The organism is Kitasatospora sp. NPDC059462 (assembly GCF_042749955.1).
GTDB lineage: Bacteria > Actinomycetota > Actinomycetes > Streptomycetales > Streptomycetaceae > Kitasatospora.
The window spans coordinates 1-24,946 of the sequence record NZ_JBHYUU010000097.1 but is presented as its reverse complement, the minus strand read 5'-3'; the positions used below and the strand labels follow the sequence as shown (position 1 = coordinate 24,946).

Genomic DNA, 24,946 nt, shown 5'->3' with positions numbered 1-24,946 from the left:
GTGGGGTTTTCGGCACTCCCGGGCCGCTCCGCCGGTGGGGCCGGGGGCGCCGCCCCGCCCGGGGCCCGACGCGAATCTCACAGGCCCCGGCCGGCCAACAGGTCGGCCAGCTGCGGAACACGCTCCGCGCGCCGTTGCAGAAGGAACACCTTCGCCTCTTCGAGGTCGACCACCCGGGCGAGGGTCCACCCCTGCGCCTCCTGGTAGTAGCGGGAGAGCCGTTCCTGAGCGGTCCCGCGCCGCACCCACACACGGCCTTCGGCCGCCGCCCGGTCGAGCATCCACCACGCCACCAGGCGGCCGAGGCGGTGCGGGTTCGGCCGGGTGAATGTCGTCGCGAGGAACAACGACGATTCCGCCCGCTCCTCCTCGGTGAACCCCCACGCCGGCAGGGCCTCGGTACCGAGGACGGTCGTGCATCCGACCACACCGTCCCGCTCGTGCTCAAGCACCCACACCGGGACAGCGGGGTTGCCGGCCTGCGAGGCGAACTCGTCGGCCGCGGCCTCGCACTCTCCGAGCCCACGGGCCGACAGCCACGCCGACCGTTCCCGGACCATGCCGGCGATCGGTCCGGCATCCCCGGCCGTCGCCTCGCGCATCCGATACATCGCAACTCTCCCTCCGGCACACCCGCTCGAAGCCTAGACCCCCCTGGGCCGCGTTCCGGTGAAGAGCGAGTAGCCGCCCCCGCCGCGGAACCCACGGCGCCCGCCGGGATCACTCCCGGCGGGCGCCGCGCTGTCGGGCGCTGTGGTTCAGGGGGCGGCGTGGGGTGGCGGGCTGCCGGTGGTGTCCTCCGGCGCGGCGTCGCCGCCGGGTGGGTGCCCGACCTCCTTCAGGGTGGACTGGGCCCGTTCGTCGACCAACCGGGTCACCAGGTGCTGCGCGGCGCCGAAGGCCACGCCCCAGGCGAGCACCTGGGCCCGGCTGTCGAGGTCGCTCAGGCCGGGGACGAACGCGCCGCGGATCAGCAGCAGGCCGATCAGCGCCGAGAGCGCCCCGGTGGGGAACTTCAGGGCGGCGGCCGCCAGCGGCAGCATGAACGGCGCGCTGGTGCCCTGGATGCGGCGCAGCGAGCCGATCACGGTGAGCGCGGCGCCGGCCAGGCCGGCCACCTCGACGGTGACGATGTCCAGCCGCGAGGCGTAGTCACCGGGGATCGGCCTGGTCGCCACCCACGGGTACTCCCCGGACGGGCAGACCACCATCCGGGCGGTGGACGGGCCCGGCGGGGTGGAGGGCACCGGGCTGAAGCAGAGGCTCAGCGAGGTGGGGTAGACGGCGCCGAAGACGGCCAGCGAGACCACGCCGACCAGGACGCAGGCGCTGGCCGCCCAGAGGATGTTGCGCAGGCTGCGCACCCGCGCGTACTCCGCGTCGAGCGCCGCGTACGCCGCGTCGAGGGTGTGCACCAGCAGGCTCCGGTCCGCCTCGCCGACGGGCTTGTCCTTGGATCCGACGCGGGCGGCCAGGGCGAGGGTGCGGGGGTCCTTCTTGCCGAGGTGCAGCCGTGCCATGGCCAGGATGTCGACGGCCCGGGCGGACAGCGACCCGGCCGGGACGAGTTCCAGGAGCAGCACGTCGGCGGAGCGGACGTTGGACCAGCTGCCCTCCAGGGCGGTGGCCCCGGACCAGAGCTTGCGCCAGCCGTGCTTCTCGGTCGCCGCCGCGGTGGCCCGGTCCAGGCACCGGCGGGCGCCCTCGATCAGCTGCGCCGGCCGGCAGTCGGCCTCGTCGGCCTCGCACTCCTGCCGGTCGAGCCGCGCCCGCAGGTAGGCGACCCGGGCGAGGACGCGCTCGCGCCACGCGGATCTCTGTCTCCGCCGCTCCCGCGGTAACCGCTCGGACCGTTCGTCCGCCGGGGTACCCATCTCGACCACGCTCCCAAGTCGAGACGTTCTCTTCCTCCACCGTAGGCCCATTCGGGCCGTATCGGGGCACCGGCGCCCCCGTGGTGACGGTGGGGCGCCGGTGCGTCACAGCGAGCGAACGTTTCCTCAGCAGCCGTTGAGGATCGAGGAGAGGGCGCTCTTCTCGGCGCTGTCGACGGACAGGCCGTAGTAGTACTTCACCTGGACCCAGGCGCGGGCGTAGGTGCAGCGGTAGGAGGCCTGGGGCAGCCAGTTCGCCGGGTCCTGGTCGCCCTTGGAGCGGTTGGAGCTCGCGGAGACGGCGACCAGCTGCGGGCGGGTCAGGTCGTTGGCGAGGGCCTGGCGCTGCGCGGTGGTCCAGGCCCAGGCGCCGGAGCGCCAGGCCTCGGCGAGCGGCACCAGGTGGTCGATGTCGAAGGCCGACGCGGAGGTGGTGGTCACGTTGTCGTAGACCGAGACCCAGCTGCCGCTGACGGCGGCGCAGTTGGCGTCGGTGACGACGTTGCTGCCGTCGCGCTTGAGGACCGTCTCGCGGGTGTTGCAGGTGCCGGAGACGGTGATCCAGTGCGGGAAGAGCGCGCGGTCGTAGGTGGTGGTGTGGGACTCCGCGGCCACCGCGAGGGTGGCGAGGTAGCCGCGGGCGGTGGCGGCCGAGACCGGGGTCGGCAGTGCGGCCTGCGCGGTGCCGGCGCCGGCCAGCACGGCGGTGAGGGCGAGCAGCAGGGCGCCGAGGACGGCGGCCGGGGTGCGGCGGGACGCGGATATGGCGGACGTCGCGGACATGGGGGGCTCCTGGGTCGAGGAGGGCAGGGGAAAGCCCCCGGGCGGGAACCGGCCCGGGCATGCCGACCAGCATGCGACCCCAGGGGTTTACGCGGGTAGAGCCGCGAGGTGAACTTTGACTCCGCGTCAGCCGCCGCGCCCGCCGGAGGCGTCCGCGAACGCCGATCGCCCCGCCCGGCGGGTGGCCGGACGGGGCGATCGGGTGTGCTGCGAAGGCGCGAAGTATTCGCTCAGGCGGCCGACTTGGCGGCGCCGGGCTTCGGGGCGACCGGCTTGGCCGGGCCGCCGCCGGTGGCGGTGCCGACCAGGAACGCGGTCAGCACCGGGCCCAGGTACGCCTCCCAGACGGCCAGCTGGAGGACGGTCGGGTCCGGCTGGAAGTTGAACACGCCCTTGAGCAGGGTGCCGTACCAGCTGTCCTTGGGGATGGTCGAGGAGATGTCGAAGGCGATCTTGTCCAGGCCGCCGAGCCAGCCGGCCTCCTGGAGGTCGTGCACGCCGTAGGCGAGCACGCCGGCCGCGACCACGACCAGCATGGCGCCGGTCCAGGTGAAGAACTTGGCCAGGTTGATCTTCAGCGCGCCCCGGTAGAACAGCCAGCCCAGCACCACCGAGGTCAGCAGGCCGAGCGCCGCGCCGATGACCGGGTTGTAGCCGTCCGAGGTGGCCTGCACTGCGGTCCAGATGAACAGCGCGGTCTCCAGGCCCTCGCGGCCGACCGCCAGGAAGGCGGTGAGCACCAGCGCGCCGGTGCCCATCGCGAGCGCGGCGTCCAGCTTGCCGTGCAGCTCGGTCTTCAGGTGCCGGGCGGTGCGCCGCATCCAGAACACCATCCAGGTGACCAGACCGACGGCGATGACCGACAGCGTGCCGCCGAGCGCTTCCTGCGCCTCGAAGCTCAGCTGGGTCGAGCCGAACTGCAGCACGGCGCCGAACGCCAGGCTGAGCGCGACGGCCACGCCGATGCCCGCCCAGACCGGGGGGAGCCGGTCCTTGCGGCCGGTCTTGACCAGGTAGGCGATCAGGATGCAGACGACCAGGCTGGCTTCGAGTCCTTCGCGCAGGCCGATCAGGTAGTTGGCGAACACGCTGGCTCCCTGGGGGGTGAAGAGGTGGAACGGGCGAGACGGGTGGGGGGTCGGCCTCAGCCGAAGAGGGCCTGGCCCCACCACTCGCCGGGCTTGCGGACGCCCGCGGGGCAGGCGAAGTGGGCGGAACCGACGTGCTGGATGTACTCGTTCAGCGCGTCCGAGGCCGCCAGCCGCTGCTGGAGCGGGACGAACGCCTTGCGGCTGTCGCGCTGGTAGGCCAGGAAGAACAGGCCCGCGTCCAGGCGGCCGAGGCCGTCGGTGCCGTCGGTGAAGGAGAAGCCGCGGCGCAGGATCATCCGGCCGTCGTTGGAGTCCGGGTGGGCCAGCCGGACGTGGGCGTCCACCGGCATCGCCTTGAGGTCCGGGTCGTCGTGCTCCTTGGTCCGCCCGTACGGCGCGCCCTCGCCCTTGGTGCGGCCGAAGACGTCCTCCTGCTCCTTGAGCGGGGCGCGGTCCCAGGTCTCGATGTGCATCCGGATCCGGCGGGCGACCAGGTACGAACCGCCGGTCATCCACTCCGGGCCCTCCCCGGGGGCGACCCAGACGTGCTCGGCGAGCTTGGCGGTGTCGGTCCCGGCGATGTTGTGGGTGCCGTCCTTGAACCCCATCATGTTGCGCGGGGTCTGGGCGTCCGGGGTGGTGGAGGAGGTCTTGCCGAACCCCAGCTGGGACCAGCGGATGTTGACGGTGCCCATGCCGATCCGGGCCAGGTTGCGGATCGCGTGCACGGCGACCTGCGGGTCGTCGGCGCAGGCCTGGATGCACAGGTCGCCGCCGCTGCGCTGCGGGTCGAGGTTGTCGCCCTTGAACCGGGGCAGGTCGATCAGGGCCTCGGGGCGCCTGGCCTTCAGGCCGAAGCGGTCCACGCCGTCCTTCTCGAACAGGCTCGGGCCGAAGCCGATGGTGAGGGTCAGCCGGGAGGCGGGCAGGCCCAGGGCCTCGCCGGTGTCGTCCGGCGGCGCCTCCGGCAGGCCGCTGGCCGCGCCGCTGCCGACCTCGCGGCCGCCGGTCATCGCGGCGGCGGCCTTGGTCCACTCCTTCAGCATCCTGATCAGCGACTCGCGGGTGGCGCTCGCGGAGACGTCGAAGGCGGCGAAGTGCAGCCGGTCCTGGACCGGGGTGGCGATGCCGGACTGGTGGTCGCCGTAGAACGGGACGTCGGCGGTGGCCGCGGCCGGGGCGGCCCGGTCGTCGTCGTCCTGGCGGGTGGCGGCGGCGACCGAGCCGACGCCGGCCGCGCCCAGGGCGACGCCGGCACCGGCCCAGCCGATCACGGCACGGCGGCTGACCGGCGTGCGGCCGGCGGCGGTGTCCTCGGCGGCGGCCGGCGTCCCGTTCTGCTGCTGGTTCTCGGCGTCCATCGGCGGGCGGCCCTTCTCTGTGCTGGACTCACGGAGGCCGTGACGGCCACGGGGGCCGCCACGGCGGAGTGCGGGTGCGGTGCGCGGTGCCCGGTGCGCGCACCGCGGACGGGCGCGCACCGGAGGCGGGTGCTACTTCACGACCACCGCGGCGGCCAGCTTCGACAGCGGCTCGGCCAGCGAGTTGACGGCGTCGGACAGGGTCTTGCGCTCGGTCTCGGCGACCTTGTCGTACGCGAGGTAGCCGCCGTCGGCCTGCTTGTACTTGGCGAGCAGGGTCTCGATCGCGGCGAACTCGGAGTCCAGCGTCTTGGCGAGCTCGGCGTCCTTCTCGGCGGCGACCGGCTTCAGCAGCTCGTAGGCCTTCTTGGCGCCCTCGACGTTGGCGGCGAAGTCGGCCAGGTCGGTGTGGCTGTAGCGCTCCTCCTCGCCGGTGACCTTGCCGGTGGCGACCTCGTCCAGCAGCTCCTTGGCCCCGTTGGCCATGCTGGTCGCGGTGATCTCCGCCTCCGGGATCTTCTTCTGCCAGTCCTTCAGGTCGGCGACCAGCTGGTCGGCGAGCTTCTTCTCGGCGTCACCGATGGTGGCGTCGGCCCAGAGCGACTTCTCCAGCTTGTGCCAGCCGGTCCACTCCTGGCCCGGCTCCAGGCCGTCCTCGCGGGCGTCGGTCTTCGGGTCGACGTCGCCGAAGCTCTCGGCGACCGGCTCGGTGCGCTCCCAGCCGGTGCGCGAGGGCGCGTAGAGGGACTTGGCCTTCTCCAGGTCGCCGGCGTTGATCGCGGCGGCGAACGCCTCGACGGCGGGGATGGTGGCGTCGGCCTGCTCCTGGGCGTAGGCCCGGTAGGCGGTGACGGCCGCGGTCAGCCGCGGGTCGGCCGGGGCGGCCGGGGCGCCGTCACCGGTGACGGTGATCTTCTGGCGGATGCCGTCGCCGACCATGCCCGGCTTGCAGGCGATCTCGTAGGAGCCGGCCTTGATCTCGGCGGTGATGCTCGCCTTGGTGCCCGGGCCGATGTTCTCGCGCTCGGTGACGATCTTGTCGCCCTCGGCGTAGACGTAGACCTCGGTGACCTTCGAGCCCTTGTTGGCGATGTCGAGCACGACGTGACCGGCCGGGAAGCTGGTCTTCGAGACCTCGCAGGCGGTGTCGGTCGCGTTCACCTTGACGGCGTCGGCCGCGGCCTTGTCGTCCTTCTTCGAGCAGCCGGCCAGTGCGGCGGTCGCCACGGCGAGGGTGAGCAGCGTGGCTGCGGTGGAACGACGGGCGGACATGCGGGCTCCAGCGGTCGGGGCAGGGCGATTCAGGGCAGGGCTCAGCGCGGGTGGGGAGCAATGACGCCGTCGACGCCCGACCACCTGCTTAGCTAAGGCATACCTTAGGGATATCGGATTTTGCCGTCTACACCGGGGTCGGTCACGAAACGGTGCAGGTGGGAGCGGGGCAGCGGCGCCCCGACGATCGGTTCACCGACGATTTCCGGCCACCGGGGGCGCAGGGGGGCGTGGAAAACAAGGCAAAGAAGTGGTAAAGGAGCGCGCACCGGCGGTGCGCGCTCCTCCAGTGCTGCCGAGCCCCCTCAGACCTCCGCGGTGCGCCCCGACCTCCGGGGCGCGGCGGCCCGGGCGGTCCAGCGGCCCTCGTGCCGGGTGATCCGGATCGGGTGCCCGAAGGTGGCGCTCACCAGCTCGGTGGTCATCACCGCGTCCACCGGCCCGGCCGCGACCGTCTCCCCGCCGCGCAGCAGCAGCGCGTGGGTGGTGGACTCCGGCAGCTCCTCCAGGTGGTGGGTGACCAGCACGCTCGCCAGCTCCGGGTGCTGGTGGCGCAGCAGGTCCAGGCTGTCCAGCAGCAGCTCCCGGGCGGTCAGGTCGAGCCCGGTGGCCGGCTCGTCGAGCAGCAGCAGCCGCGGGCTGGGCATCAGCGCACGGGCGATCAGCGCCCGGCCCCGCTCCCCCTGCGAGAGCGTGGTCCACGGGGACTCCGCGGCGGCGGCCATGCCGAGGGTGTCGATCAGCAGCTCGGCCCGGTCCAGCTCCTCCGGCGCGGGCTTGCGGTGCAGGTCCGGTTCGATGGTGTTGGTGACGCCGGTGAGCACCACCTCGCGCACGGTCAGCGGCGAGCGCAGCGGGTGGCGCGGGTTGACGTGGCCGAGGTGGGCGCGCAGCTCGCGGATGTCGACCCGGCCGAGCCGGCGGCCGAGCACGTCCACCTCGCCGCGGGTGGGGTGGGAGACCGCGCCGAGCAGGGCGAGGAGGGTGGACTTGCCGGCGCCGTTGGGGCCGAGCAGCGCCCAGTGCTCGCCGGGGCGGATGGTGAGGTCGATCCCGCGCAGCAGGTGGCGTCCGTCGCGGACGACGTCGACGGCCCGGGCGCGCAGCAGCGGTTCCGTGGCGGGGTCCGCGGCGGGCGGGCCGGAGGGCGTGCGCGGGTCGGTCGTGCTCATGCGGGCGGGCCTCCTACGGGTCCGGTGCCGGGCAGGGTCACGGGCACGGCGCCGCACCGGACGGGCCGGCGCCGACCGTCCGCGTGCAGAGTACAACCGTTCGCCCGGACGGCGTTTCCGGTGTCCGAGCGGTGGACACCCCGACGCGCCGGCCGATCGGCGCACGCCCCTGTCGCGGCACGGGAGTTGGCGGCAGGATCGGGGAACCGGAGCAGGGCTGCGGGGCGTGGAAGCGGTGCGGACGGAGCACCGCAGGCGGGGCGTGGAAGCGGTGCGGATCGGGTCGAAGGGGGCGGGCATGACGGGGACGGACGAACGGACCGGGGCCGGGGCCGGGGCCGGAGCCCGGGCCGGGGCGGGACGCGCGGGGACGCTGCCCGGACGGTTCGAGGAGCAGGCGCGCAACGCCCCCGCGGCGGTCGCCGTCCGGTGGGAGGGGCGGGAGCTGACCTACGGCGAGCTGGACGCGCGGGCCGACCGGCTGGCCCGCCACCTGGCCGCCCTCGGGCTCGGCCCCGGTGAGCGGGCCGCGGTGGCACTCGGCCGGGGCACCGAGGTGTACGTCGCCCTGCTCGCCGTGCTGAAGACGGGCGCCGCCTACGTGCCGGTGTCGCCGGGCGCACCGGACGCGCTGCTGCGGCACGTGCTCGCCGAGGCCTCCCCGGCCGTGGTCGTCACCGAGGAGGGCCACCGGATCCGGCTGGCCGACGCGGGCGCCCGGACGCTGGTCTGCGTGGACTCGGCCGCCGCCGCACTGGCGGCGCTGCCCGCCGGGCCGCCGCCGGCGGTGTTCGGGCCCGAGGACGCGGCGGTGGTGTTCACCACCTCGGGCACCACCGGCGCGCCCCGCTGCGCGGTGGCCGAGCACCGCAACCTGCTGGCCGCCCACCACGGCTGGCTCACCGTCTACGGCATCACGCCCGCCGACCGGCTGCTGAGCGCCGCGAGCCTGGAGTTCGACGTCTTCACCGCCGACTGGGTGCGGGCGCTGTGCTCGGGCGCCACCCTGGTGGTCGCCCCGCGCGACCTCACCCTGGACCGCGGCGCCGACATCGCCGATCTGCCCGCGCTGGTGGCCGCCGAGCGGATCACCCTGCTGGAGCTGAACACGCGCACCGCGCGCCGCCTCGCGGAGCATCTCGCCGCGACCGGCGGCGGGGAGGGGCTCCCCGGGTTGCGGCTGCTCAGCGTCGGCGCCGAGAAGTGGTGGCTGGACGAGCAGTTGGCGATGCACCGGCTGCTCGGCCACCGCACCCGGGTGGTGAACGTCTACGGGCTGGCCGAGGCCGCCGTGGACAGCACGTACTTCGAGGTCCGGGGCGTCGACCAGGTGGCGGGCAGCGGCGCGCTCTCGGTGGTCGGCATCCCGTTCCCCGGCGCCCGGGTGCACGTGCTCGGTCCGGACGGCCGCCCGGTCGGGCCCGGGGCGGTCGGCGAGATCGCCCTCGCCGGACCGGGCCTCGGCCGGGGCTACCCGGGCCGGCCGGAGGAGACCGCGCGGCGGTTCGTCCGGGTGGACTTCGACCCGGACGGACGGGTGCTGCGCACCGGGGACCTCGGCCGCCTCGCCGAGGACGGCACCTTGCACTTCGTCGCCCGCGCGGCGGACGTGTCCGGGCCCGCCGAGCCGCCCTCGTCCACCGCCGTGGTCGCCCGGGCGCGCGTGGCGGCCCGCGCCGAGGCCGAGCTGCGGGCGCACCCCGGGGTGCGGGAGGCGGCCGTCGCCGAGGTCGCGGTGGCCCCCGGGCGGCGCGAGCTGGTCGGGTACGCGGTCACCGAGCCCGGCGCCCCCGACACCGACGGCTGGTCGCTCTCCTCCCACCTGGGCGCCCGGCTGCCGAAGGGCGGGGCGCCCGCCGCCGTGGTCCCGGTGCCGGAGCTGCCGCGCACCCGGGCCGGCAAGCTCGACCGGGACGCGCTGCCGCTGCCCGCGCCGCCCGACCACGCGGCGCCGCGGCGGGCGGGCGGCGGCAAGGGGTACCGGGGGAAGGGCGGCGGCGGCCGGTCCGGGGGCGGGGCCGGGGCGGAGTCCCTCCTCGGCTGCGGCGCGGTCCTCGTCGGGGTGCCCGTCGCGTTCCTCGCCTGGCTGCTCACCGGGAAGCTCTGGCCGGGGTCGACGGACGTCTCGGCGGTGCCGGGTCCGTACGACGACTTCTTCCGGGTGCTCTACCTGTGCGAGTGGGCCTCGTTCGGGCTCGGCATGGCCTGGCTGCTCCTCGGGGCCGGGGTGATCGCCCGGCTCGGGCGGCCGACCGGGCTCTCGGTCGCCGCGCACCTCTCGGTGTTCTGGCTGCTGGCCTCGTGGTGGCCGCAGGACAACCTGTACCGGACCGCCGACCGCTCGGTCCTGTCCACCGAGGTGTGGCTGGTCTACGTGTTCAACATCGCGTTGATGGCCGCGGCGGCGGTGCTGGTGCGCTTCCTCGCCTGGCAGCCGAAGCGGCTGCCCTGATCCGGACGGCCGCAGCGATCCGGGACGGCCCCGCCGGTCCGGCCCGGTCCGCCGGCGGCGCCGCGGTCCGCCGAGGGCGCCGCGGTCCGTCAGCGCAGGGCCTCGAACATCCGCCCCAGCGCGTGGTGGGCCGCCCCGAGCAGGGCCTGCGCCGCGTCCAGCGCCTCGGTGCTGCGCGCGGCGAGGGCCAGGCCGACGTAGGGCTCGGGCTCGTAGCACGCCGTCACGATCAGCGGCAGGACGCTCGCGCCGAGCCGCGCGCACCGCGGGCGCAGCCGTTCCAGGTGCCCGAACAGCGCCTCCTGGGAGAGCCGGGCGCCGAGCGGCATGGCGTCCAGGGTGCGGACCAGGTGGCCGGGGCCGCGCACCTCGTCCAGCCGGTGGCGCAGCACGAAGGCGGCCGCCGGTCCGGTGAGCCGCAGGTTGGCCTCGGTGGGGGCGAGCCGGCGCTCCCGGTCGGTGACGAAGTCGACGTCGTACCAGCCGCGGTGGCCGGCGGCGGCCAGCCGCTCCCCCACCGCGAGGCCGAACCGTCCGGCGACGGCCGCCGCCCCGGGCGGCACCACGCCCGGACCGACCGTCACCCCCTGGTAGCGGGTGCCGTCGACGGCCATCTCGCCGACGCCGACCGGGTGCACCCGCCCGTCGGCGCCGATCACCGCGTCGAAGGTGAGGTCGCGCAGCCGGCCCGAGCCGGCCGGTCCGCCGTCCACGTACTCCTCCACCAGCAGCTCGCCGCCGGGCGGCAGCACGTCCTCGCGGACCAGGCGGCGCAGCAGCGCCCGGGCGCCGCCGGCCGCGAGCACGTCCTGCGGGGTGATCACGGCGGTGCCGTACCCGCCGACCCCGTGCGGGGACTTCAGCACGGTGGTGAGTCCCCGGGCGGCCCGGGCGGACAGCCGCCGGGCGGCGCGGCGCGGGCCGTCGGCGTGCTCCTGGCGGGGCACCCGGACGCCCGGGTGGCCGGGGGCGAGGGCGGTGAACAGTTCGTGCGCGGCGGCCTTGGACTCGTAGCGCCGCACGGCCGCCAGCTCCGGGCCGTCGCCCTGGCCGGGGGTGCGGCCCCAGTGCAGCACCGGGCCGGGGGCGCCGGCGAGCCGCCCGGCCAGGGCGGGGCGGGCGGCGAGCGCACGGGCCACCGTCGTGCCGGGGGCGATGCCGGTGTACGACTCGACCGGGCCCCAGTCGAGTTCGCGGGCGAGCAGCTCGATCCAGGCCCGGTCGACCTCGGCGGGCAGCACCAGGGCGGCCGGGTCGGGGCCGTAGGCGACGGCGAGGCCGGCGTAGTGGTGCGCCTGGCGCAGGCGGCGGGCGTCCCGGCGCCGCTCGTCGCCGTCGAGGAACTGCTCGTTGAAGTCGGCGACGTTGCCGATGTGCACGGCGCGCCGCCCGCCGGTCCAGGCCCCCACCCATCCGTCCATGGCGCGAGCGTACGGGACGGCGGTCAGAGGCGGAGGAGGCCGGCGTCGGTGGGGCGGAAGCCGCAGGCGTCGAGGTAGTAGTCGCGCAGGTGGGGCTCGAAGTCGACGTGCAGCCAGTCGCAGCCGGCCGCGCGGGCGTTGTCGGCGGCCGCGGCGACCAGGCGGGTGCCCAGGCCGGCGCGCCGGGCGGCGGGGGCGACGGCGGTGTCGAGGAGGAAGGCGTGGACACCGCCGTCCCACAGGACGTTGACGAAGCCGAACAGCGGGCCGCCCGGGCCCGGGCGGGCGCAGACCCAGCCGAGGCTGTGGCGCTCCAGCCGGGCCCGCCAGGGTGTGGCGGGGCGGTCCGGGTCGTGGGACCCGCCGAAGGCGGCGGCGTGCAGCGCGTCGAGTTCGCGGTCGGTGAAGCCACCCCGCCAGTGAAGGTCCGGGGGCGAGGGCTGGGGGGTCGTCATGGCAGGAGCGTAAACAGACTGCTCACGACTGATCACCCTTGATCAGTACAGGACACGACTTGGCAAAAATCCGACGTTTGCTCTAGCCCTGACTGACTGTTCACCGTCAACCTCTTCGCAACCCTCATCCCTGCACCACGCAGCATCCCCGACTGGAGTCAGAGTGAGCCCCTCCTCCTCGCCCCGCCGCCGTCTCACCGCCGGAGCCATAGCGGCCACCGCCGCCCTCGTCGCCGCCACCGTCACCGCCGGCACCGCCTCGGCCGCCCCCTCCGGCCGTGACGCCGCCGTCGACCGGGCCCGGACCAACGTCGCCCGCAACGCCGCGGTCTTCGGCTTCGCCGACGGGCAGGACCTGGTCGTCAAGGACGTCGTGCTCGACGCCGACGGCACCCAGCACGTCCGCTTCGACCGGACCTACCTCGGTCTGCCCGTGGTCGGCGGCGACCTGGTGGTCCACCAGGACGCCCGCGGCCGGCTCAAGGACTCCACCCGCGCGGCCGCCCACGACGCCGCCGTGCGCACGATCGTCCCCAAGGTCCCCGCCCAGCTCACCGCCGGGCGCGCACTGGAGGCCGCCCCCGGCATCGCCGACGCCAGCAGCAGCCCCGAGCTCGTCGTCTGGGCCGCCGACGGCACCCCGCGCCTGGCCTGGCGCACCACCGTCCGGGGCACCGGCGACCACGGCCGGCCGGCCGGCCGGGTCGTCGTCACCGACGCCACCACCGGCGAGCAGATCGAGGCGTACGACGCCGAGCACCGGGCGAGCGGCACCGGCCACTCCGAGTACACCGGGGACATCACCATCGACACCACCGCGCAGAGCACCGGCGGCTACACGCTGACCGACCCGCTGCGCGGCCACGTCACCAAGGACGCGCACAACGTCTCCGCCAACGCCCTCAACGCCGGCTCCGGCACCCCCTACACCGACGCCGACAACGTCTGGGGCGACGGGCGGAAGTTCTCCACCGACCGCGCCACCGCCGCCGTCGACGCCCACGCCAACACCGCCTGGACGTACGACTACTACAAGAACACCTTCAACCGCAGCGGCATCAAGAACGACGGCAAGGGCGCCACGGTCTTCGTGCACGTCGGCACCAACTGGGACAACGCCCAGTGGTCCGACAGCTGCTTCTGCATGATGACCGGCGACGGCGACGGCACCACCGACCCCGAGCAGGTCGACCTCGACACCATGGGCCACGAGATGACCCACGGCGTCACCAGCGCCACCGCCAACCTCCGCTACAGCGGCGAGTCCGGCGGCCTCAACGAGGCCACCTCGGACATCTTCGGCACCATGGTCGAGTGGTACGCCCACAACGCGGTGGACACCGGCGACTACCTGTTCAGCGACCAGTCCACCCCGCCGTGGCTGCGCCGCTTCGACAAGCCCTCGCTCGACGGCCGGTCCGCCGACTGCTGGAGCCGCAAGGTCGGCCAGCTCGACGTCCACAACTCCTCCGGCGTCGGCAACCACTGGTTCTACCTCGCCAGCGAGGGCAGCGGCGCCAGGACCGTCAACGGCGTCGCCTACAACAGCCCGACCTGCAACGGCTCGACCGTCACCGGCATCGGCAACCAGAAGGTCGCCGCCGTCTGGTACCGCGCGCTGACCGTCTACATGACGTCCACCACGGACTACAAGGGCGCGCGCGTCGCGTCCCTGAACGCCGCCAAGGACCTCTACGGCCTCACCAGCACCGAGTACAAGGCGGTCGCCGCCGCCTGGAGCGCCGTGTCGGTCGCCTGACGACCCCACGCGTCCCGCCGCCCGCCCCGTCCCCGCCGCCGTCCCGCGAGCGGGGCGGGGACGGGGCGGTCGTCGTCGCGTACGGCGTGGCGGGACGGCGGCACGGGCGGGGCTCTGGGATCTTGGGTCCCGGAGGCCGCAGCCGACCCGGCCGGAGGCCGACCCAGCCGAACCGGGGAGACCCTTCATGGCCGAGCTCGTCCTGACCACCTTCCTGACCCTCGACGGCGTGATGCAGGCCCCCGGCGGGCCGGAGGAGGACCGCGAGAACGGCTTCCCGCACGGCGGCTGGCTCTTCCCGTTCGCCGACGAGGAGTTCGGCGCCCTGATGAACGGTGTGCTCGCCCGCGCCGGGGCCTTCCTGCTCGGCCGCCGGACGTACGACATCTTCGCGGACTACTGGCCGAAGGTGACCGACCCCGGCCACCCCATCGCCGTCCCGCTCAACACGCTGCCCAAGTACGTCGCCTCGACCACCCTGCACGACCCGGCCTGGCACAACACCACCGTGCTGACCGGCACCGCCCCGGGCGGCCTGGCGGGCGAGGTGGCCGCACTGAAGGACCGGCTGGGGGACGCCGAGATCCAGATCCACGGCAGCGGCGCCCTCGCCCGCGCCCTGATGCCGCATGACCTCATCGACGAGTACCACCTGGTCACCGCGCCCGTCCGGCTGGGCACCGGCCACCGCCTGTTCCCCGACGCCGGTCCGCCCACCGCCTTCCGCCTCGTCGGCACCCGCACCACCCCGTCCGGGGTCACCGCGAACACCTACCGGCCGACGGGTCCGGCACGCTTCGGGACGTTCTGACGGCCGGGGGTCACGGGCCGTGGGTGTCCTTGCGCCAGGGGCGCCACCGGGCCGGGGCCTTCCGTTCCTCCCCCGCCTCCGCCAAGCCCATCAGCATCCCCATGAGCCCGTCCCGCCGGTCGGGGCCGATCGCGTAGACCGCCGTCAGCGACTCCTCGACGTCCGTGGTGAGACCCGCCCGGATCAGGAGGATCAGAAGGATGTTGGCCTGCGACTCGTGGTAGCGGCAGAACCCGCGGATCAATCGCTGCCGGAGCCCCGGCGGAAACCCCGCACGGGCCAGGCCCACCACCACCTCCGCGAGCTGGGCGGCGTCGCGCGCGGGGATCACGGTCGCGTCGATCAACGCCTCGGCGCTCCAGTCGTGTCCGGCCCGCAGCAGCCGATCGGCGAGACCGGCGGTCGCGCCCCGGCCGAGCGCGGACCGGGCGGTGAGCCCCGCCGCCACCGGTCCGCCGCCCAGCAGGTCGGCGATCCTGCTGACCGGCTCCTCGGCGATCAGCCGGTCGGTGATCAGCCCGGCCTCGTCGTCGTGCCCCTGCCCGGCCAACGACTGCAGGATCGACACGAGTTCCGCGCTCCGCCGGACGGCGGCGAGGATCCGCCGCAGCTCCGTCCACCGGGCCGGTTCGCCGGGCGGCGCGGCCAGCAGGGTCACGACGTCGTCGGGCGGCCGGTGCAGGACCGCCGTGATCAGGGCCGCCCTGGCCGGCCCGGCGCCCCCGGCGAGTTCGCCGAGCGGGCCGTCCGCCCCGCTCTCCCGCAGCAGCGCCTCCCGGTCGGAATCCGGGGTGTCCGGCAGCTTCCGGAACCACGGGACGACATCGGTGTCCGGAGGGAGCCGGTCGAGCAGGACCGCGGCGTCCCGGTACCGGCCGAGTGCGTGCAGCTGCAGCCAGACGGACGGGGCGTCCGGGGTGGGCGCGACCGCCCGCAGGACGGTCAGGACCGCCTCGTGCGGCCCGTCCCGGTGCACATGGTGCAGCAGCTCCATCGTCTGCTCGCCGGTGAGCGGCTCCAGGGCCAGGGTCTCCAGCGCGGCCCGGCGCCGTTCCCCGCCCTCCCGCCCCAGGGCCCTCAGCAGCCCGGCGAGCTCCTGCGTCACCCCGGACCAGGGGGCGGCGGCGAGGACGGCGCCCGCCACCGGGCCGCGGCGGGCGGCGAGCAGTTCGACGAGCACGGCCCGGCAGCGGTCCGGCGCGGCGAACCGGCCGACGGTCCTGGCCAGCGCGTGGTCCGGCGCCCCCGCGTCCCCGAGCAGCGCGAGGATCTCGGCGACCACCGCCGGCGGCCGCTCCGCCGCCGCCCGGTACACCGCCGTGCCGATCGGCCCGCCCGGGTAGTGGGTGAGCAGCCCGGCCACGACCGAGGGCGGTTGCAGGCGGCCCAGCCGGTCGAGCACGTCGAGGGCCTCCCGACCGCTGCCGTTCCCGTACAGCGTCCTGACGAGGTCGTCCACCTCGTCGATCCGCAGCGGCGGTTCGTCGCGGAAGGCGTCCAGCACGTAGCGGGTGGCGGCCTCCGACCTGCTCGTCCTGGCCGCGTGGAAGAGCACGGGCGCGTGGACCCGGACGGCCTCCGCGAGACGGCTGCCAGGCCCGGACCCGGCGTTGCGGGCGTCCAGTTCCCGCAGCAGTGACGCGGTCTCGTCGGCCGCTCTGACCCGGAGGAACGTGTCGAGCAGATCGGTGACGTCGGCGGGCAGATGGAGATCCGGCCGTCCGCCGTCGGCGACCACCAGCAGGTCCACCACCTCCGCGGGCGAGCGCCGTTCGGCCACCAGGCGGAGGATCCCGGCCACCGCGTGCGGTGCGTCCGGGTCACGGGTCAGGGCCTCGACCAGCTCGGCCAGGAAGACCACGGTCCGCTTCCGGGTCGCCTGCACCAGCAGACGCGTGGCGAGTTCGGGGTCCGCCGAGGCCCGCAGGTGCGTGTAGAGGCGGGCCACCTCCGGCGCCCCGCGTTCCTTCGCCGTCCGGGCGAGCTCCGCGGCGGCGTGATCGTGCAGGCCGTGGGAGAGCAGCCACTGCACGAACCCCTCCGGGTGGTCCGGGCCGCCCCTGCTGAACGCCAGCTGCCGGAGCAGCACCTCCTGGGCGACCGCCCAGCCGCGCGCCCCGAGCTCGGTGAGCACGGCCGCGATCGTCCCGTCGCCGGTCCCGGCGACGACCTCCAGCGCCGCCCGCTCCTCACCGCCGCCACGGCGCTCCCCGTCGCAGGCCAGGTGGAGCAGTTCGGCGAGCTGCGCCGGGGACGGACGGGCGGTGATGATCTGCTCCTGCATCACGGACCGCTCCCAGTGGGTGACCGCGGCCAGCACCGGCAGGAGGTCCGCCGGCGGTCGGCCGAGGACCAGCTCGCGCTGGAAGCGGGTCGCGAATCCGGGGCCCGCGTGTTCCCGGAACTCCGCCATCAGCGGCACGGCCTTGTCCAGTGGATACGAGCGCCCCAGCGACGACGCGATCGCCGTGGTGAGCGCGCCGGTCATCCCCGTGTGCTCGACGAACGCCGCCACCTGGGCCGGGGGTTCCTCGGTCAGGTGCCGGAGGAGGGATTCCAGCAGAGCGTCCGGTCCGTGGCGGTCGAGCAGAACGGCCAGTTGCGCCGCCGTGTCCGGGTGGAAGGGGCGGAGCGCCCGGGCCAGCACGGTGTCGGCGTCCTCGACCGCACCGCGCGCCGCCAAGTGCCGCAGCACCGCGTGCACGTCCGCCACCGCGAGCCGGCAGCACTCCTCCAGGGCGGCTTCGAGGTGGTACGGCAGACCGCCGTCACGCAGGGCCTCCAGCAGGGCGTGCCGGTCCTCGCGCCGGACCACGGCGGTCTGCACGACGAAGGCGGCGTCCGCGTCGGAGCCGGCGTACGGCCGGCCCGACGCCAGCCAGGTGACGACCGCCTCGGAGGGCCACATCGCGAGGAGCGTCAGCACGGCGGTGCGGTCCTCGGTCCGGCCGTCGCGCGCGAGCGCCTCGCAGAGGTCGTCCACCGGTTGCGGACCGTACGCGGCGACCGACTCCCGCAGCAGCCGGTCGGCCTCGGCCGCCAGGTCCGCCGCATGCAGGGCGCTCAGCAGCGGCGTCAGGTCCGCCACCGGACGTGGCAGGGCGAGCACCCGAGCCGCCTCGGCCTCCAGGTCCGCCCGCTTCAGGGCGAGCACGCCCGCCACCAGGAGGGCCGGCGGCAGGCCGCCCAGCGTCCGGAGCACCGTCGCGCGAAGCTCCTCGGCCGTCTCCGGCGGCAGGCCGGCCGCGGCGAGGGCGCGCAGCAGCTCGTCCACCGGGCGCCCGCCGGCCGCCACCGCCAGCACCCGGTGCGCGAGCTCGGTGCGGCCCGCCGTGCAGAGGGCGGCGGCCAGTTCCGCCAGCGACCCGGGCGGCCTGCGGAGGGCGGCGGCGTTCCACATCGCGGCGACCGCCTCGGGGACGGCCGGCAGGGAGCCCAGCACGAGCAGTTCGGCCGCGGGCGCGACGGCGGCGTACTCCTCCAGGAGCTCGGTCCGCCGGGCGGTCTGCAGCTCGAAGACGGCGCGCCCCAGCAGCCGGCCCGGGTCCGCGGCGAGCGGTTGCAGCACCGGCGCAGGTCCGCTCACGGCGGGGACCGCCGCGGGGGCGTACGGGACGGCCCCGCGGCGGGCCGGCCCCGCGACCACGAACGCGGTCTGGTCGACGTCGGTGAGCACCCGGACGCTCTGCGCCCGGCCCTGCTTGCCGTACCCCTGGTGGAACTCCTCGATCCGGGCCTGGGTGGCGACGCGCAGCTGCTCCAGGTTCAGCGGGCCGTCGTGCGCGAGCAGCGTGTCCAGGACGGCCCGCGAGAACAGGCTGAACGAGCCGCCGTCCGGCCCCCGCCCGGGCTCGCCGGCACCGACGAAGCGCGCGTACTCGCCGGGTGAGCAGGCGTACAGGTGGGCGACCTGCCGGCCCGCGACGACCAGCGCGTCGCGGGTGGCCCAGCCGACGGTGCCGCTCATGAAGTCCTGCCGGACGCCGTTGCGGCAGGCGTCGATCAGGAACAGCACCCGGGCGGCCGGGGTCCGCTCGACCTCGCGCCGCCAGTCGATGGCGATGCAGCCGGCCCAGGGCGGCTCCACCCCGGAGTGCAGGTCCTCGGGGATCAGGTAGTCCTGGCCCTCCGCGTGCAGGCCGTGGCCGCTCAGGCAGACCAGCACCGTCTCGCCGCGCCGGGCGGTCCGCAGGAAGTCGCCGACCTCGCCGTTCACGAAGTTGGCGCCGACCCGGCCGAAGGGCATGGGCCGCACGACCCGGAAGCCGCGGTCCCGCAGCGCCCGGCCGAGCCGTTCGAGGTCCCGGGGGACGAAGGGCAGCGGGGTGCAGCCCGCGAGGTCGTAGTCGCTGGCGCCGATCAGCAGCGCGGCGAAGCCGGCCATCGAGTCCGTTCCGTCGTGCGTCAGCGGCCGAAGACGAAGGTGATCCCGCGCGTGCCCTGCACCTGGGAGCTGCCGATCAGCTGCACGCCGCCGGAGGCGGAGACCTGGAAGCTCAGCTGCACCTCCTTGAGCGGCAGCGGGCCGCCGCGCTCCGCGATCCGCTCGAACACGGCCTGCAGCGCGTCGACGGTCTCGGTGAGGTTCTCGCGCAGGGCGCCGAGCGGGACGCGGCGCAGCACGGCCTCGCGGTCGCGGCCGAAGACGCCCATCGTGTCGGCGTCATCCGTGTCGTCCTCGGTGACCCAGAACTCCAGGGAGTCCGGTCCGGTGATCTCCGGCTCGTCCGCCATGTCTTCCCCCACCCAACCCAGCGATCCGTGTTCAGGCTGCTGCCGGCGCGCCGCCGCGCCGCAGGGCGAGGATAGCCGCCGGGCACCCGGGGTTGAAGTCGATCTCCCGTCTTTCCCGTGGGGTTGACGCGCCGTCAGGCTTCTTGCGGGCCGGCGGCGTCCGGGAGCGGCGGGCGGCCGAGGCGGTGGCCCCGGGCGGTGGACTCGACCCAGTCCCGGCCGAGCTTCGCACGGAGGTGGCCGAGGCGGACCGCCACCTCGCGTTCGCCGGCCCAGGAGGAGTTCCAGACCCGGCGGCCGAGGTCACGGGCGTCGCGGTACTCCTCGCCCTGCTCGATCAGGCCGAGCAGGAGCCTGCAGTCGCCGTAGGTCAGGTCCACGACGCGGCCGTCGGCCACGGCCCGCCGGGCGTGGAAGTCGACCGTGAGCCGCCCGTCGGGTGTCCGGCCGGTCGTCGCGCGCCGCTCCATCGCTTCCTCCTTCTCCGTCGCCGTCCCCGTCGCCGTCTCCGTCGTCGCCGCCGTCCCCGTGGTCTCCCGGTCCACCCTGCCGTGGGCGGCTACGGACGGGCGGAGAGCCAGCCGGCGAGCTCGGCGGGGTGGTTGGTGATGATGCCGTCGACCCCGGCGGCGTCCAGGACCTTCCAGCGGGTGGCCGCGTCGACGGTCCAGACGTTGACCGCGACGCCGGCCGCGTGCAGCGCCGTGACGATCTCCGGGCGGGAGGCGAGGGCGCTGTCGGACGGGTGGTAGGCGGACAGGCCGAGTTCCCCGGCGACGGCCACCGGGTCGGCGTCGAGCTCGCTGCGCAGCAGGGCGAGCGGCAGGTCGGGGGCGAGTTCGCGGGTGAGGCGCAGGGCGTCGGCGTCGAAGCTCTGGACGAGGACCCGGCCGGCCATGTCGTGGTCGCGGATGTCCTGGACGACGCGGGCGACCTCGTCGCGGCTGTGCGGGCCCTTGATCTCCAGCAGCAGGCTGCCGCCGCGCGCGTGCAGGTCGTCCAGCTGGGCGGCCAGGCTCGGGACCCGGGCGCCCGCGAACGCCGGGGCGAACCAGGAGCCCGCGTCGAGCGCGTCCAGTTGGGCGGCCGTCAGGTCGCGGATGCGGCCGGTGCCGCTGGTGGTGCGGTTCACGGTCTCGTCGTGCAGGACGTAGGGCACGCCGTCCTTGCTGGGCTGGACGTCGTTCTCGATCCACTCGACGCCGGAGCGGCGGGCCACCTCGTCGGCGAGGAGGGTGTTCTCGGGCGCGGCGGAGGAGGCGCCGCGATGGGCGTACACGGTGAGCGGCGCACCCGGCCCGCGCAGGGGGACCCCCGGCGCGGGTGCGGCGGCCCTGAGGCCGTCGACCAGCCAGCGGGCGGTGGTGCCGTGCGCCCCGGCGTCGACCCGCAGGTCCCGGCCGGTGCCGGCGGAGGCCGGGGCGGAGGCGGTCAGCGCGACGGTGGTGACGCCCAGCGCGGAGAGGAGCAGCGCGGCGCGCAGTCCGCAGCGGCCGTTCTCCGGTTCCAGGATCGACAGGTGACACATGGTCATGTGCGGAAAGGTATGCGATCGCGGTGCCACCGGGGAAACCGCGCCCCCTCGCCCCTGCTCCGACGGGGTGCCCCGTTACTCCAGCCACGTCCCGTCGCGCATGACGACCCGGCCGCGCAGTTCCCGCTCGCCGTGCCAGGCGCGCACGATCTCCGGCACCACGCGCACGTAGACGAAGGGACCCTCCTCCGTCCGCGGGTCCCAGCCGAACTTGGCGGTGTACGCCTCCGCCGCGTCCGCGGGCACGTCCTGGTCCGTGAACCACTGCGCCTCGCCCTGGAGGAGCACCACGTCGTAGCTGTCCGGCAGGGCCAGGCGCACCCGCGGCTCCACGCGGACGTTGCGCGCGGTCGCGGACCCGGCACCGGTGCACATCCACACCGCCCGGCCGTCCCACAGGAACCACAGCGGCACCTGGTGCGGCCCGTGATCGGGGTGCGCCGTCGAGACCCAGACGTCGCGTTCGGCGACGAGCCGTTCCACCGTGTCGCGCCTGCGTTCCGCCGTCGTGCGGCGGACGATCTCCGTACTCTGCATGATCACGGACCCTAACCGGCGGGCCGGGAGCGCGCATGGGGCCGGGGACCTACGCCCGGAGGCCGAGGAGCCCCTCGGCCTCCGGCCCGGGGACGGCCGCGGCCCGCGCGGGCCGCCCGGTTTCACACCCGGGTCACACCCGGGACCGCAGCACGTCGATCTCGCAGCCCGGCGCGGCCGGGTCGAAGCCGTGCTCGGCCAGCCAGCGGACCGTCACCAGGCTGCGCAGCGACCACCACGCGCGGATCACCTCGCGGTCGGCGTCGGCGCCGTAGCCGGCGAGGACGTCGCCGAGGTGCTCCGGATGTCCGAGGGTCAGCAGGGCGAGGTCGTAGAGGGCGTCGCCCCGGGCCGCCTCGGACCAGTCGATCACGCCGGTGACCGCGTCACCGTCGACGAACACGTGGGACAGCTGCAGGTCTCCGTGGACGAACACCGGCGCCCACGGGCGGAGCGCGGCCTCGGCGATCCGGCGGTTGCGCGTGACCAGGCCGGCGGGAAGGACCTCATGGGCGAGGAGCCACCCGCATTCGGCGTCGAGCCGCGCGGCCCACTCCTCGCGGCTCCGCCCCGGCCACGGCGGCAGCGGCGCGTCGTGCAGCCGCCGTACGGCGGCGCCGGCGGCGGCCCACGCCGCGGGGGACGCGGGCGACGGCTCGCCGAGCCGGCCGAGCGCCGCCCCCGGGAGGGCGGCGAGCGCGAGCACCGGCGGCCTGTGCCACAGCACCGCCGGGGTCGGGACCGGCGCCAGGGCCATTGCCGCGACCTCGACGTCGGTGCGCGTCCGGTCCGCGTCGACCTTCAGGAAGACATCGCCGACGCGCAGGGTGGCGCGCTCGCTGTGGGCGACGACGACCTCGACCTCCTCCATGCCGGCCATTGTCCGGGACAACCGCGCTCGTGCGCCAACGATTTGACGTGCCGCCGGGCGGCGCGGACGATCACTCGTCATGACCGCCGCCCACGAACCCCCGCGCTCCCCCGCCCCCGCCCGTCCGGTGGCCCTGGTCACCGGCGTCGGCCGGACGGCCGGGATCGGCGCCGGCATCGCGTCCCGCCTCGCCGCCTCCGGCTGGGACGTCGCCTTCACCTACTGGACCCCCTACGACCGCCGGATGGCCTGGGGCGCCGAGGCCGGCGCCGCCGAGGCCGTCGGGCGCGCGCTCGCCGAGCGGGGTGCGGCGAGCGCGGCGGTGGAGGCCGACCTCGCCGAACCGGACGCTCCCGGCCGGGTCTTCGACGAGGTGACGGCGCGGCTCCACGGCGGTGTGACGGCGCTGGTGCTGGGCCACTGCGAGTCGGTGGACTCCGGTCTCCTCGACACCACGCCGGAGAGCTTCGACCGCCACTTCGCGGTCAACGCCCGGGCGAGCTGGCTGCTGATCCGGGAGTTCGGACGCCGGTTCGCCGGGCCGGCCGGCCGCGGCCGGATCGTCGCGCTCACCAGCGACCACACGGTTGGCAACCTGCCCTACGGCGCCAGCAAGGGGGCGCTCGACCGGATCACCCTGGCGGCGGCCCACGAGTTCGCCCACCTGGGGGTGACCGCCAACGTGGTCAACCCCGGCCCGGTGGACACCGGCTGGATGACCGAGGAGGTGCGGACGGAGGTCCTCGGCCGCACCCCGCTCGGCCGCCTCGGCACGCCCGAGGACACCGCGAACCTCGTCGCCTTCCTCTGCTCGCCGCAGGGCCAGTGGGTCAACGGCCAGCTGCTGATGAGCAACGGGGGCTTCGCGGGCTGAACGGGCGGCGTCGCCCGCCGGTGCGCGGCGGCTCCGCTCAGGAGCGGGCGGCTCCGCCCGGGGCGGCGTCCGCGAGGACCAGGTCGCTCCAGCGGACGTCGGAGCGGCCGTGCAGGTCGGGCCGTTCGGTGTGCAGCAGCGGGTGCAGCCCGTGCGCGGAGCCGAGGGCGAGCACCTCGGCCGCCCCGGCCCCGTACATCCGGCGGCCCGGCGGGACGGGGCCGTGGCGCAGGCGGAGGAAGAGCCGCCCGGCCGGGGCGAGCAGCCCGGCCAGCGCGGCCATGGCCGCCGGGCGTTCCCCGGGCGGCAGGTGCATCCAGACGGCGGTGAGCAGGACGACGTCGAAGCGGCGGCCGGCCGCGCCGAGGCGGGGCAGCGCGGGCAGGGCGTCGTCCACCCAGTGCACGCCGCTGCCGGCGTGCAGGCGCTCACCGATCCGGCGCAGTTCGCCGGTCGGCTCGGCAGCGACCACGCGGTGGCCGAGGGCGGCCAGCGCGGCGGCGTCGCGTCCGCTGCCGGCGCCGACGTCGAGGACGTCCGAGGGGCGGGACGGGAGCAGGTGCAGGGTCTCGCGGTGGACCTCGGCGAAGGTGACGCTCTCGTACTGCGCCGCCAGCTGGTCGGCCTGCGCACCGTAGCCGGTGGTCCCCACCGGGCGGTTCGCGCGCGCTTCCCCCACGGCCGCTCCCCCTCAAGTCGTCCGGACGGGCCCGGCCGGAGCCGCCCCGTGCCGCCGGGGCCGTCAACGGGCCGCGTCAACCGTACCCCGGACGGCGGTCACGCTTGCGGTCAGGCCTCGCCGGGGTGCCAGGCGGGCCACTCCCAGGGGCGGTCCTCCCACCGGACCCGGACCGGGTCGCGCGGGTCGAGGCCGGGGAACAACTGGTGGAGCCGTGGTTCGAACTCCTCGGGGCCGAGCGGCTCCCAGCCGTGTCCCTCGAAGTGGACCAGCCGGTAGCGGCTGTCGGTGCGGAACTCGGCGACCTCGACCTGGGGCTGCGCCGATCCGGACGGGCTGTTGGTTTCCATGCCCCCAGCATGTGGTGGACCCCCGGCGAGCGCACCCGGGGCAGGGCAGGCAGCGTACTGGCGGGGCGCGAGGCGGCCCGGGCGCGCCCCGGGGCCCCTCTTCCGGGTCATGTCCCGCCGTCGGCGCGCTCGTTGAGCACGGCGAGCGGGGCCCTGCGGCGGCGCCGGACCGGCCCCGTTCCCGTACGACCGGGCGCCGGCGCCGGGCGAACCGCCGGGGTGCCGGAGCAGGCGATGGCAGGAGGACCAGGACATGAGCGGGCAAACGGCAGGCGGCGGGGCACCGGCGGGGCACGGATCACCGGCGAGCGGCGGTCCCCCGCCGCCGCGCGGACCGGTGGTGGGCGGGCCGGTGACCGGCAGACCGGCGGCGGGCAGACCGGCGGCGGGCTGGGAGCGGACGGCGGGCCCGGGCGTCACCAAGCCGTCCGGCACGGTGCAGTGGCAGTGGCCGGCGCACGCGTGGCAGCCTCCGCCGGTGCCGGCGCCGCCCACGACGCCGCCCGGTGAGCCGCCGGCCTGGGAGGCGCTGGCGCAGGCCGCCGAGGCGGCCCGTCGGCGGCGCCGGCGGATGTGGATGGCGGGCTCGGCGGGGATCGTCGCCGGGCTGGCGGCGGTGCTGGCGATGTGCGGGCCCGGGCCGGGCGACGAGTCGTCCGGGGTGGTGGCGTTCCCGGCGCCGTCCGCGACCCCTCCGCTGCCGCCGTCCCCGGTGGCCTCGGCAGCGGCCGACCGGCTGCCGGTACCGGCGCCGTCCCCGCTGCCGCCGCCGACGACCAGCGGCGAGGGCGCGCCGACCGCCGCGGCCGCGAGCCCGGTCGCGAGCGCGACGGCGGGCACGGCGGGCGGGGCGCAGCCGGAGGGCGCGTCCCGGGCCGACGGCGGGGACCACCCCGCGTCGCCGCGGCCCAAGGCC

The 24,946-nt window shown here is 75.7% G+C and carries 21 protein-coding genes and 1 pseudogene; 5 read left to right on the top strand and 17 right to left on the bottom strand.

Annotated elements, in window-relative coordinates:
• Window positions 1-77: 77 nt before the first annotated feature.
• The 7 genes from ACFXAM_RS23205 to ACFXAM_RS23175 form a co-directional block, all read right to left on the bottom strand.
• Entirely contained in the window at window positions 78-602 is a 525-nt protein-coding gene (locus ACFXAM_RS23205; RefSeq protein ID WP_380294136.1) for a GNAT family N-acetyltransferase, read from the bottom strand.
• Window positions 603-758: 156 nt separating this feature from the next.
• On the bottom strand, window positions 759-1,883 hold the full coding sequence (locus tag ACFXAM_RS23200) for a hypothetical protein (protein ID WP_380294135.1): 1,125 nt from the start codon (window positions 1,881-1,883) through the stop codon (window positions 759-761).
• 117 nt (window positions 1,884-2,000) lie between these two features.
• Entirely contained in the window at window positions 2,001-2,657 is a 657-nt protein-coding gene (locus ACFXAM_RS23195; RefSeq protein ID WP_380294134.1) for an HNH endonuclease family protein, read from the bottom strand.
• A gap of 230 nt (window positions 2,658-2,887) precedes the next feature.
• Window positions 2,888-3,745 carry an iron uptake transporter permease EfeU gene (efeU, locus tag ACFXAM_RS23190; protein WP_380294133.1) on the bottom strand — a complete coding sequence of 286 codons (858 nt, stop codon included), beginning with the start codon at window positions 3,743-3,745 and terminating at the stop codon, window positions 2,888-2,890.
• A 56-nt stretch (window positions 3,746-3,801) separates the two neighbouring features.
• Window positions 3,802-5,109, bottom strand: a complete 1,308-nt coding sequence (efeB, locus tag ACFXAM_RS23185; RefSeq protein ID WP_380294132.1) for an iron uptake transporter deferrochelatase/peroxidase subunit — start codon at window positions 5,107-5,109, stop codon at window positions 3,802-3,804.
• Window positions 5,110-5,241: 132 nt separating this feature from the next.
• On the bottom strand, window positions 5,242-6,381 hold the full coding sequence (gene efeO / locus ACFXAM_RS23180) for an iron uptake system protein EfeO (RefSeq protein WP_380294131.1): 1,140 nt from the start codon (window positions 6,379-6,381) through the stop codon (window positions 5,242-5,244).
• A 305-nt stretch (window positions 6,382-6,686) separates the two neighbouring features.
• Window positions 6,687-7,553, bottom strand: a complete 867-nt coding sequence (locus ACFXAM_RS23175; RefSeq protein WP_380294130.1) for an ABC transporter ATP-binding protein — start codon at window positions 7,551-7,553, stop codon at window positions 6,687-6,689.
• Between the two features lie 298 nt (window positions 7,554-7,851).
• Here ACFXAM_RS23175 and ACFXAM_RS23170 point away from each other — a divergent pair, with 298 nt between their 5' ends.
• Entirely contained in the window at window positions 7,852-10,005 is a 2,154-nt protein-coding gene (locus tag ACFXAM_RS23170) for an AMP-binding protein (RefSeq protein ID WP_380294129.1), read from the top strand.
• Window positions 10,006-10,094: 89 nt separating this feature from the next.
• Here the strand turns inward: ACFXAM_RS23170 and ACFXAM_RS23165 are convergent, their stop codons facing one another.
• Complete coding sequence (locus tag ACFXAM_RS23165) at window positions 10,095-11,426, bottom strand: hypothetical protein (RefSeq protein ID WP_380294128.1); 1,332 nt, start codon at window positions 11,424-11,426, stop codon at window positions 10,095-10,097.
• A gap of 23 nt (window positions 11,427-11,449) precedes the next feature.
• Window positions 11,450-11,881, bottom strand: coding sequence for a GNAT family N-acetyltransferase (locus ACFXAM_RS23160; protein WP_380294127.1), 432 nt, complete (start codon window positions 11,879-11,881; stop codon window positions 11,450-11,452).
• A 163-nt stretch (window positions 11,882-12,044) separates the two neighbouring features.
• On the opposite strand from ACFXAM_RS23160, the gene ACFXAM_RS23155 reads away from it, so the two are divergent.
• Both ACFXAM_RS23155 and ACFXAM_RS23150 read left to right on the top strand, forming a co-directional pair.
• Window positions 12,045-13,640, top strand: coding sequence for a M4 family metallopeptidase (locus ACFXAM_RS23155; RefSeq protein WP_380294126.1), 1,596 nt, complete (start codon window positions 12,045-12,047; stop codon window positions 13,638-13,640).
• A 187-nt stretch (window positions 13,641-13,827) separates the two neighbouring features.
• Entirely contained in the window at window positions 13,828-14,451 is a 624-nt protein-coding gene (locus ACFXAM_RS23150; RefSeq protein WP_380294125.1) for a dihydrofolate reductase family protein, read from the top strand.
• Window positions 14,452-14,461: 10 nt separating this feature from the next.
• On the opposite strand, the gene ACFXAM_RS23145 is transcribed toward ACFXAM_RS23150, so the two are convergent.
• The 6 genes from ACFXAM_RS23145 to ACFXAM_RS23120 form a co-directional block, all read right to left on the bottom strand.
• Window positions 14,462-18,835: a hypothetical protein gene (locus ACFXAM_RS23145; RefSeq protein WP_380294124.1), complete on the bottom strand. Its 4,374-nt coding sequence runs from the start codon at window positions 18,833-18,835 to the stop codon at window positions 14,462-14,464.
• A gap of 20 nt (window positions 18,836-18,855) precedes the next feature.
• Window positions 18,856-19,185, bottom strand: a complete 330-nt coding sequence (locus ACFXAM_RS23140; RefSeq protein WP_380294123.1) for a hypothetical protein — start codon at window positions 19,183-19,185, stop codon at window positions 18,856-18,858.
• A 134-nt stretch (window positions 19,186-19,319) separates the two neighbouring features.
• Entirely contained in the window at window positions 19,320-19,655 is a 336-nt protein-coding gene (locus ACFXAM_RS23135; RefSeq protein WP_380294122.1) for a hypothetical protein, read from the bottom strand.
• Window positions 19,656-19,744: 89 nt separating this feature from the next.
• Window positions 19,745-20,719 (bottom strand): glycerophosphodiester phosphodiesterase, encoded by a 975-nt coding sequence (locus ACFXAM_RS23130; RefSeq protein ID WP_380294121.1) that lies wholly within the window; start codon window positions 20,717-20,719, stop codon window positions 19,745-19,747.
• A 75-nt stretch (window positions 20,720-20,794) separates the two neighbouring features.
• The gene (locus ACFXAM_RS23125) at window positions 20,795-21,256 is read right to left on the bottom strand and encodes a pyridoxamine 5'-phosphate oxidase family protein (protein ID WP_380294120.1); all 462 of its coding nucleotides are present in this window, start codon (window positions 21,254-21,256) and stop codon (window positions 20,795-20,797) included.
• A gap of 133 nt (window positions 21,257-21,389) precedes the next feature.
• On the bottom strand, window positions 21,390-22,127 hold the full coding sequence (locus ACFXAM_RS23120; protein WP_380294119.1) for a phosphotransferase: 738 nt from the start codon (window positions 22,125-22,127) through the stop codon (window positions 21,390-21,392).
• Between the two features lie 79 nt (window positions 22,128-22,206).
• Here ACFXAM_RS23120 and ACFXAM_RS23115 point away from each other — a divergent pair, with 79 nt between their 5' ends.
• Window positions 22,207-23,001, top strand: a complete 795-nt coding sequence (locus ACFXAM_RS23115; protein WP_380294118.1) for an SDR family oxidoreductase — start codon at window positions 22,207-22,209, stop codon at window positions 22,999-23,001.
• Between the two features lie 37 nt (window positions 23,002-23,038).
• Here the strand turns inward: ACFXAM_RS23115 and ACFXAM_RS23110 are convergent, their stop codons facing one another.
• Both ACFXAM_RS23110 and ACFXAM_RS23105 read right to left on the bottom strand, forming a co-directional pair.
• Window positions 23,039-23,680, bottom strand: a complete 642-nt coding sequence (locus tag ACFXAM_RS23110; RefSeq protein ID WP_380294117.1) for a class I SAM-dependent methyltransferase — start codon at window positions 23,678-23,680, stop codon at window positions 23,039-23,041.
• Window positions 23,681-23,790: 110 nt separating this feature from the next.
• Window positions 23,791-24,030 (bottom strand): hypothetical protein, encoded by a 240-nt coding sequence (locus ACFXAM_RS23105; RefSeq protein WP_380294116.1) that lies wholly within the window; start codon window positions 24,028-24,030, stop codon window positions 23,791-23,793.
• 352 nt (window positions 24,031-24,382) lie between these two features.
• Between ACFXAM_RS23105 and ACFXAM_RS23100 the strand changes: the two are divergent.
• Window positions 24,383-24,946 (top strand): annotated as a pseudogene (locus tag ACFXAM_RS23100) (hypothetical protein); the annotation flags it as partial.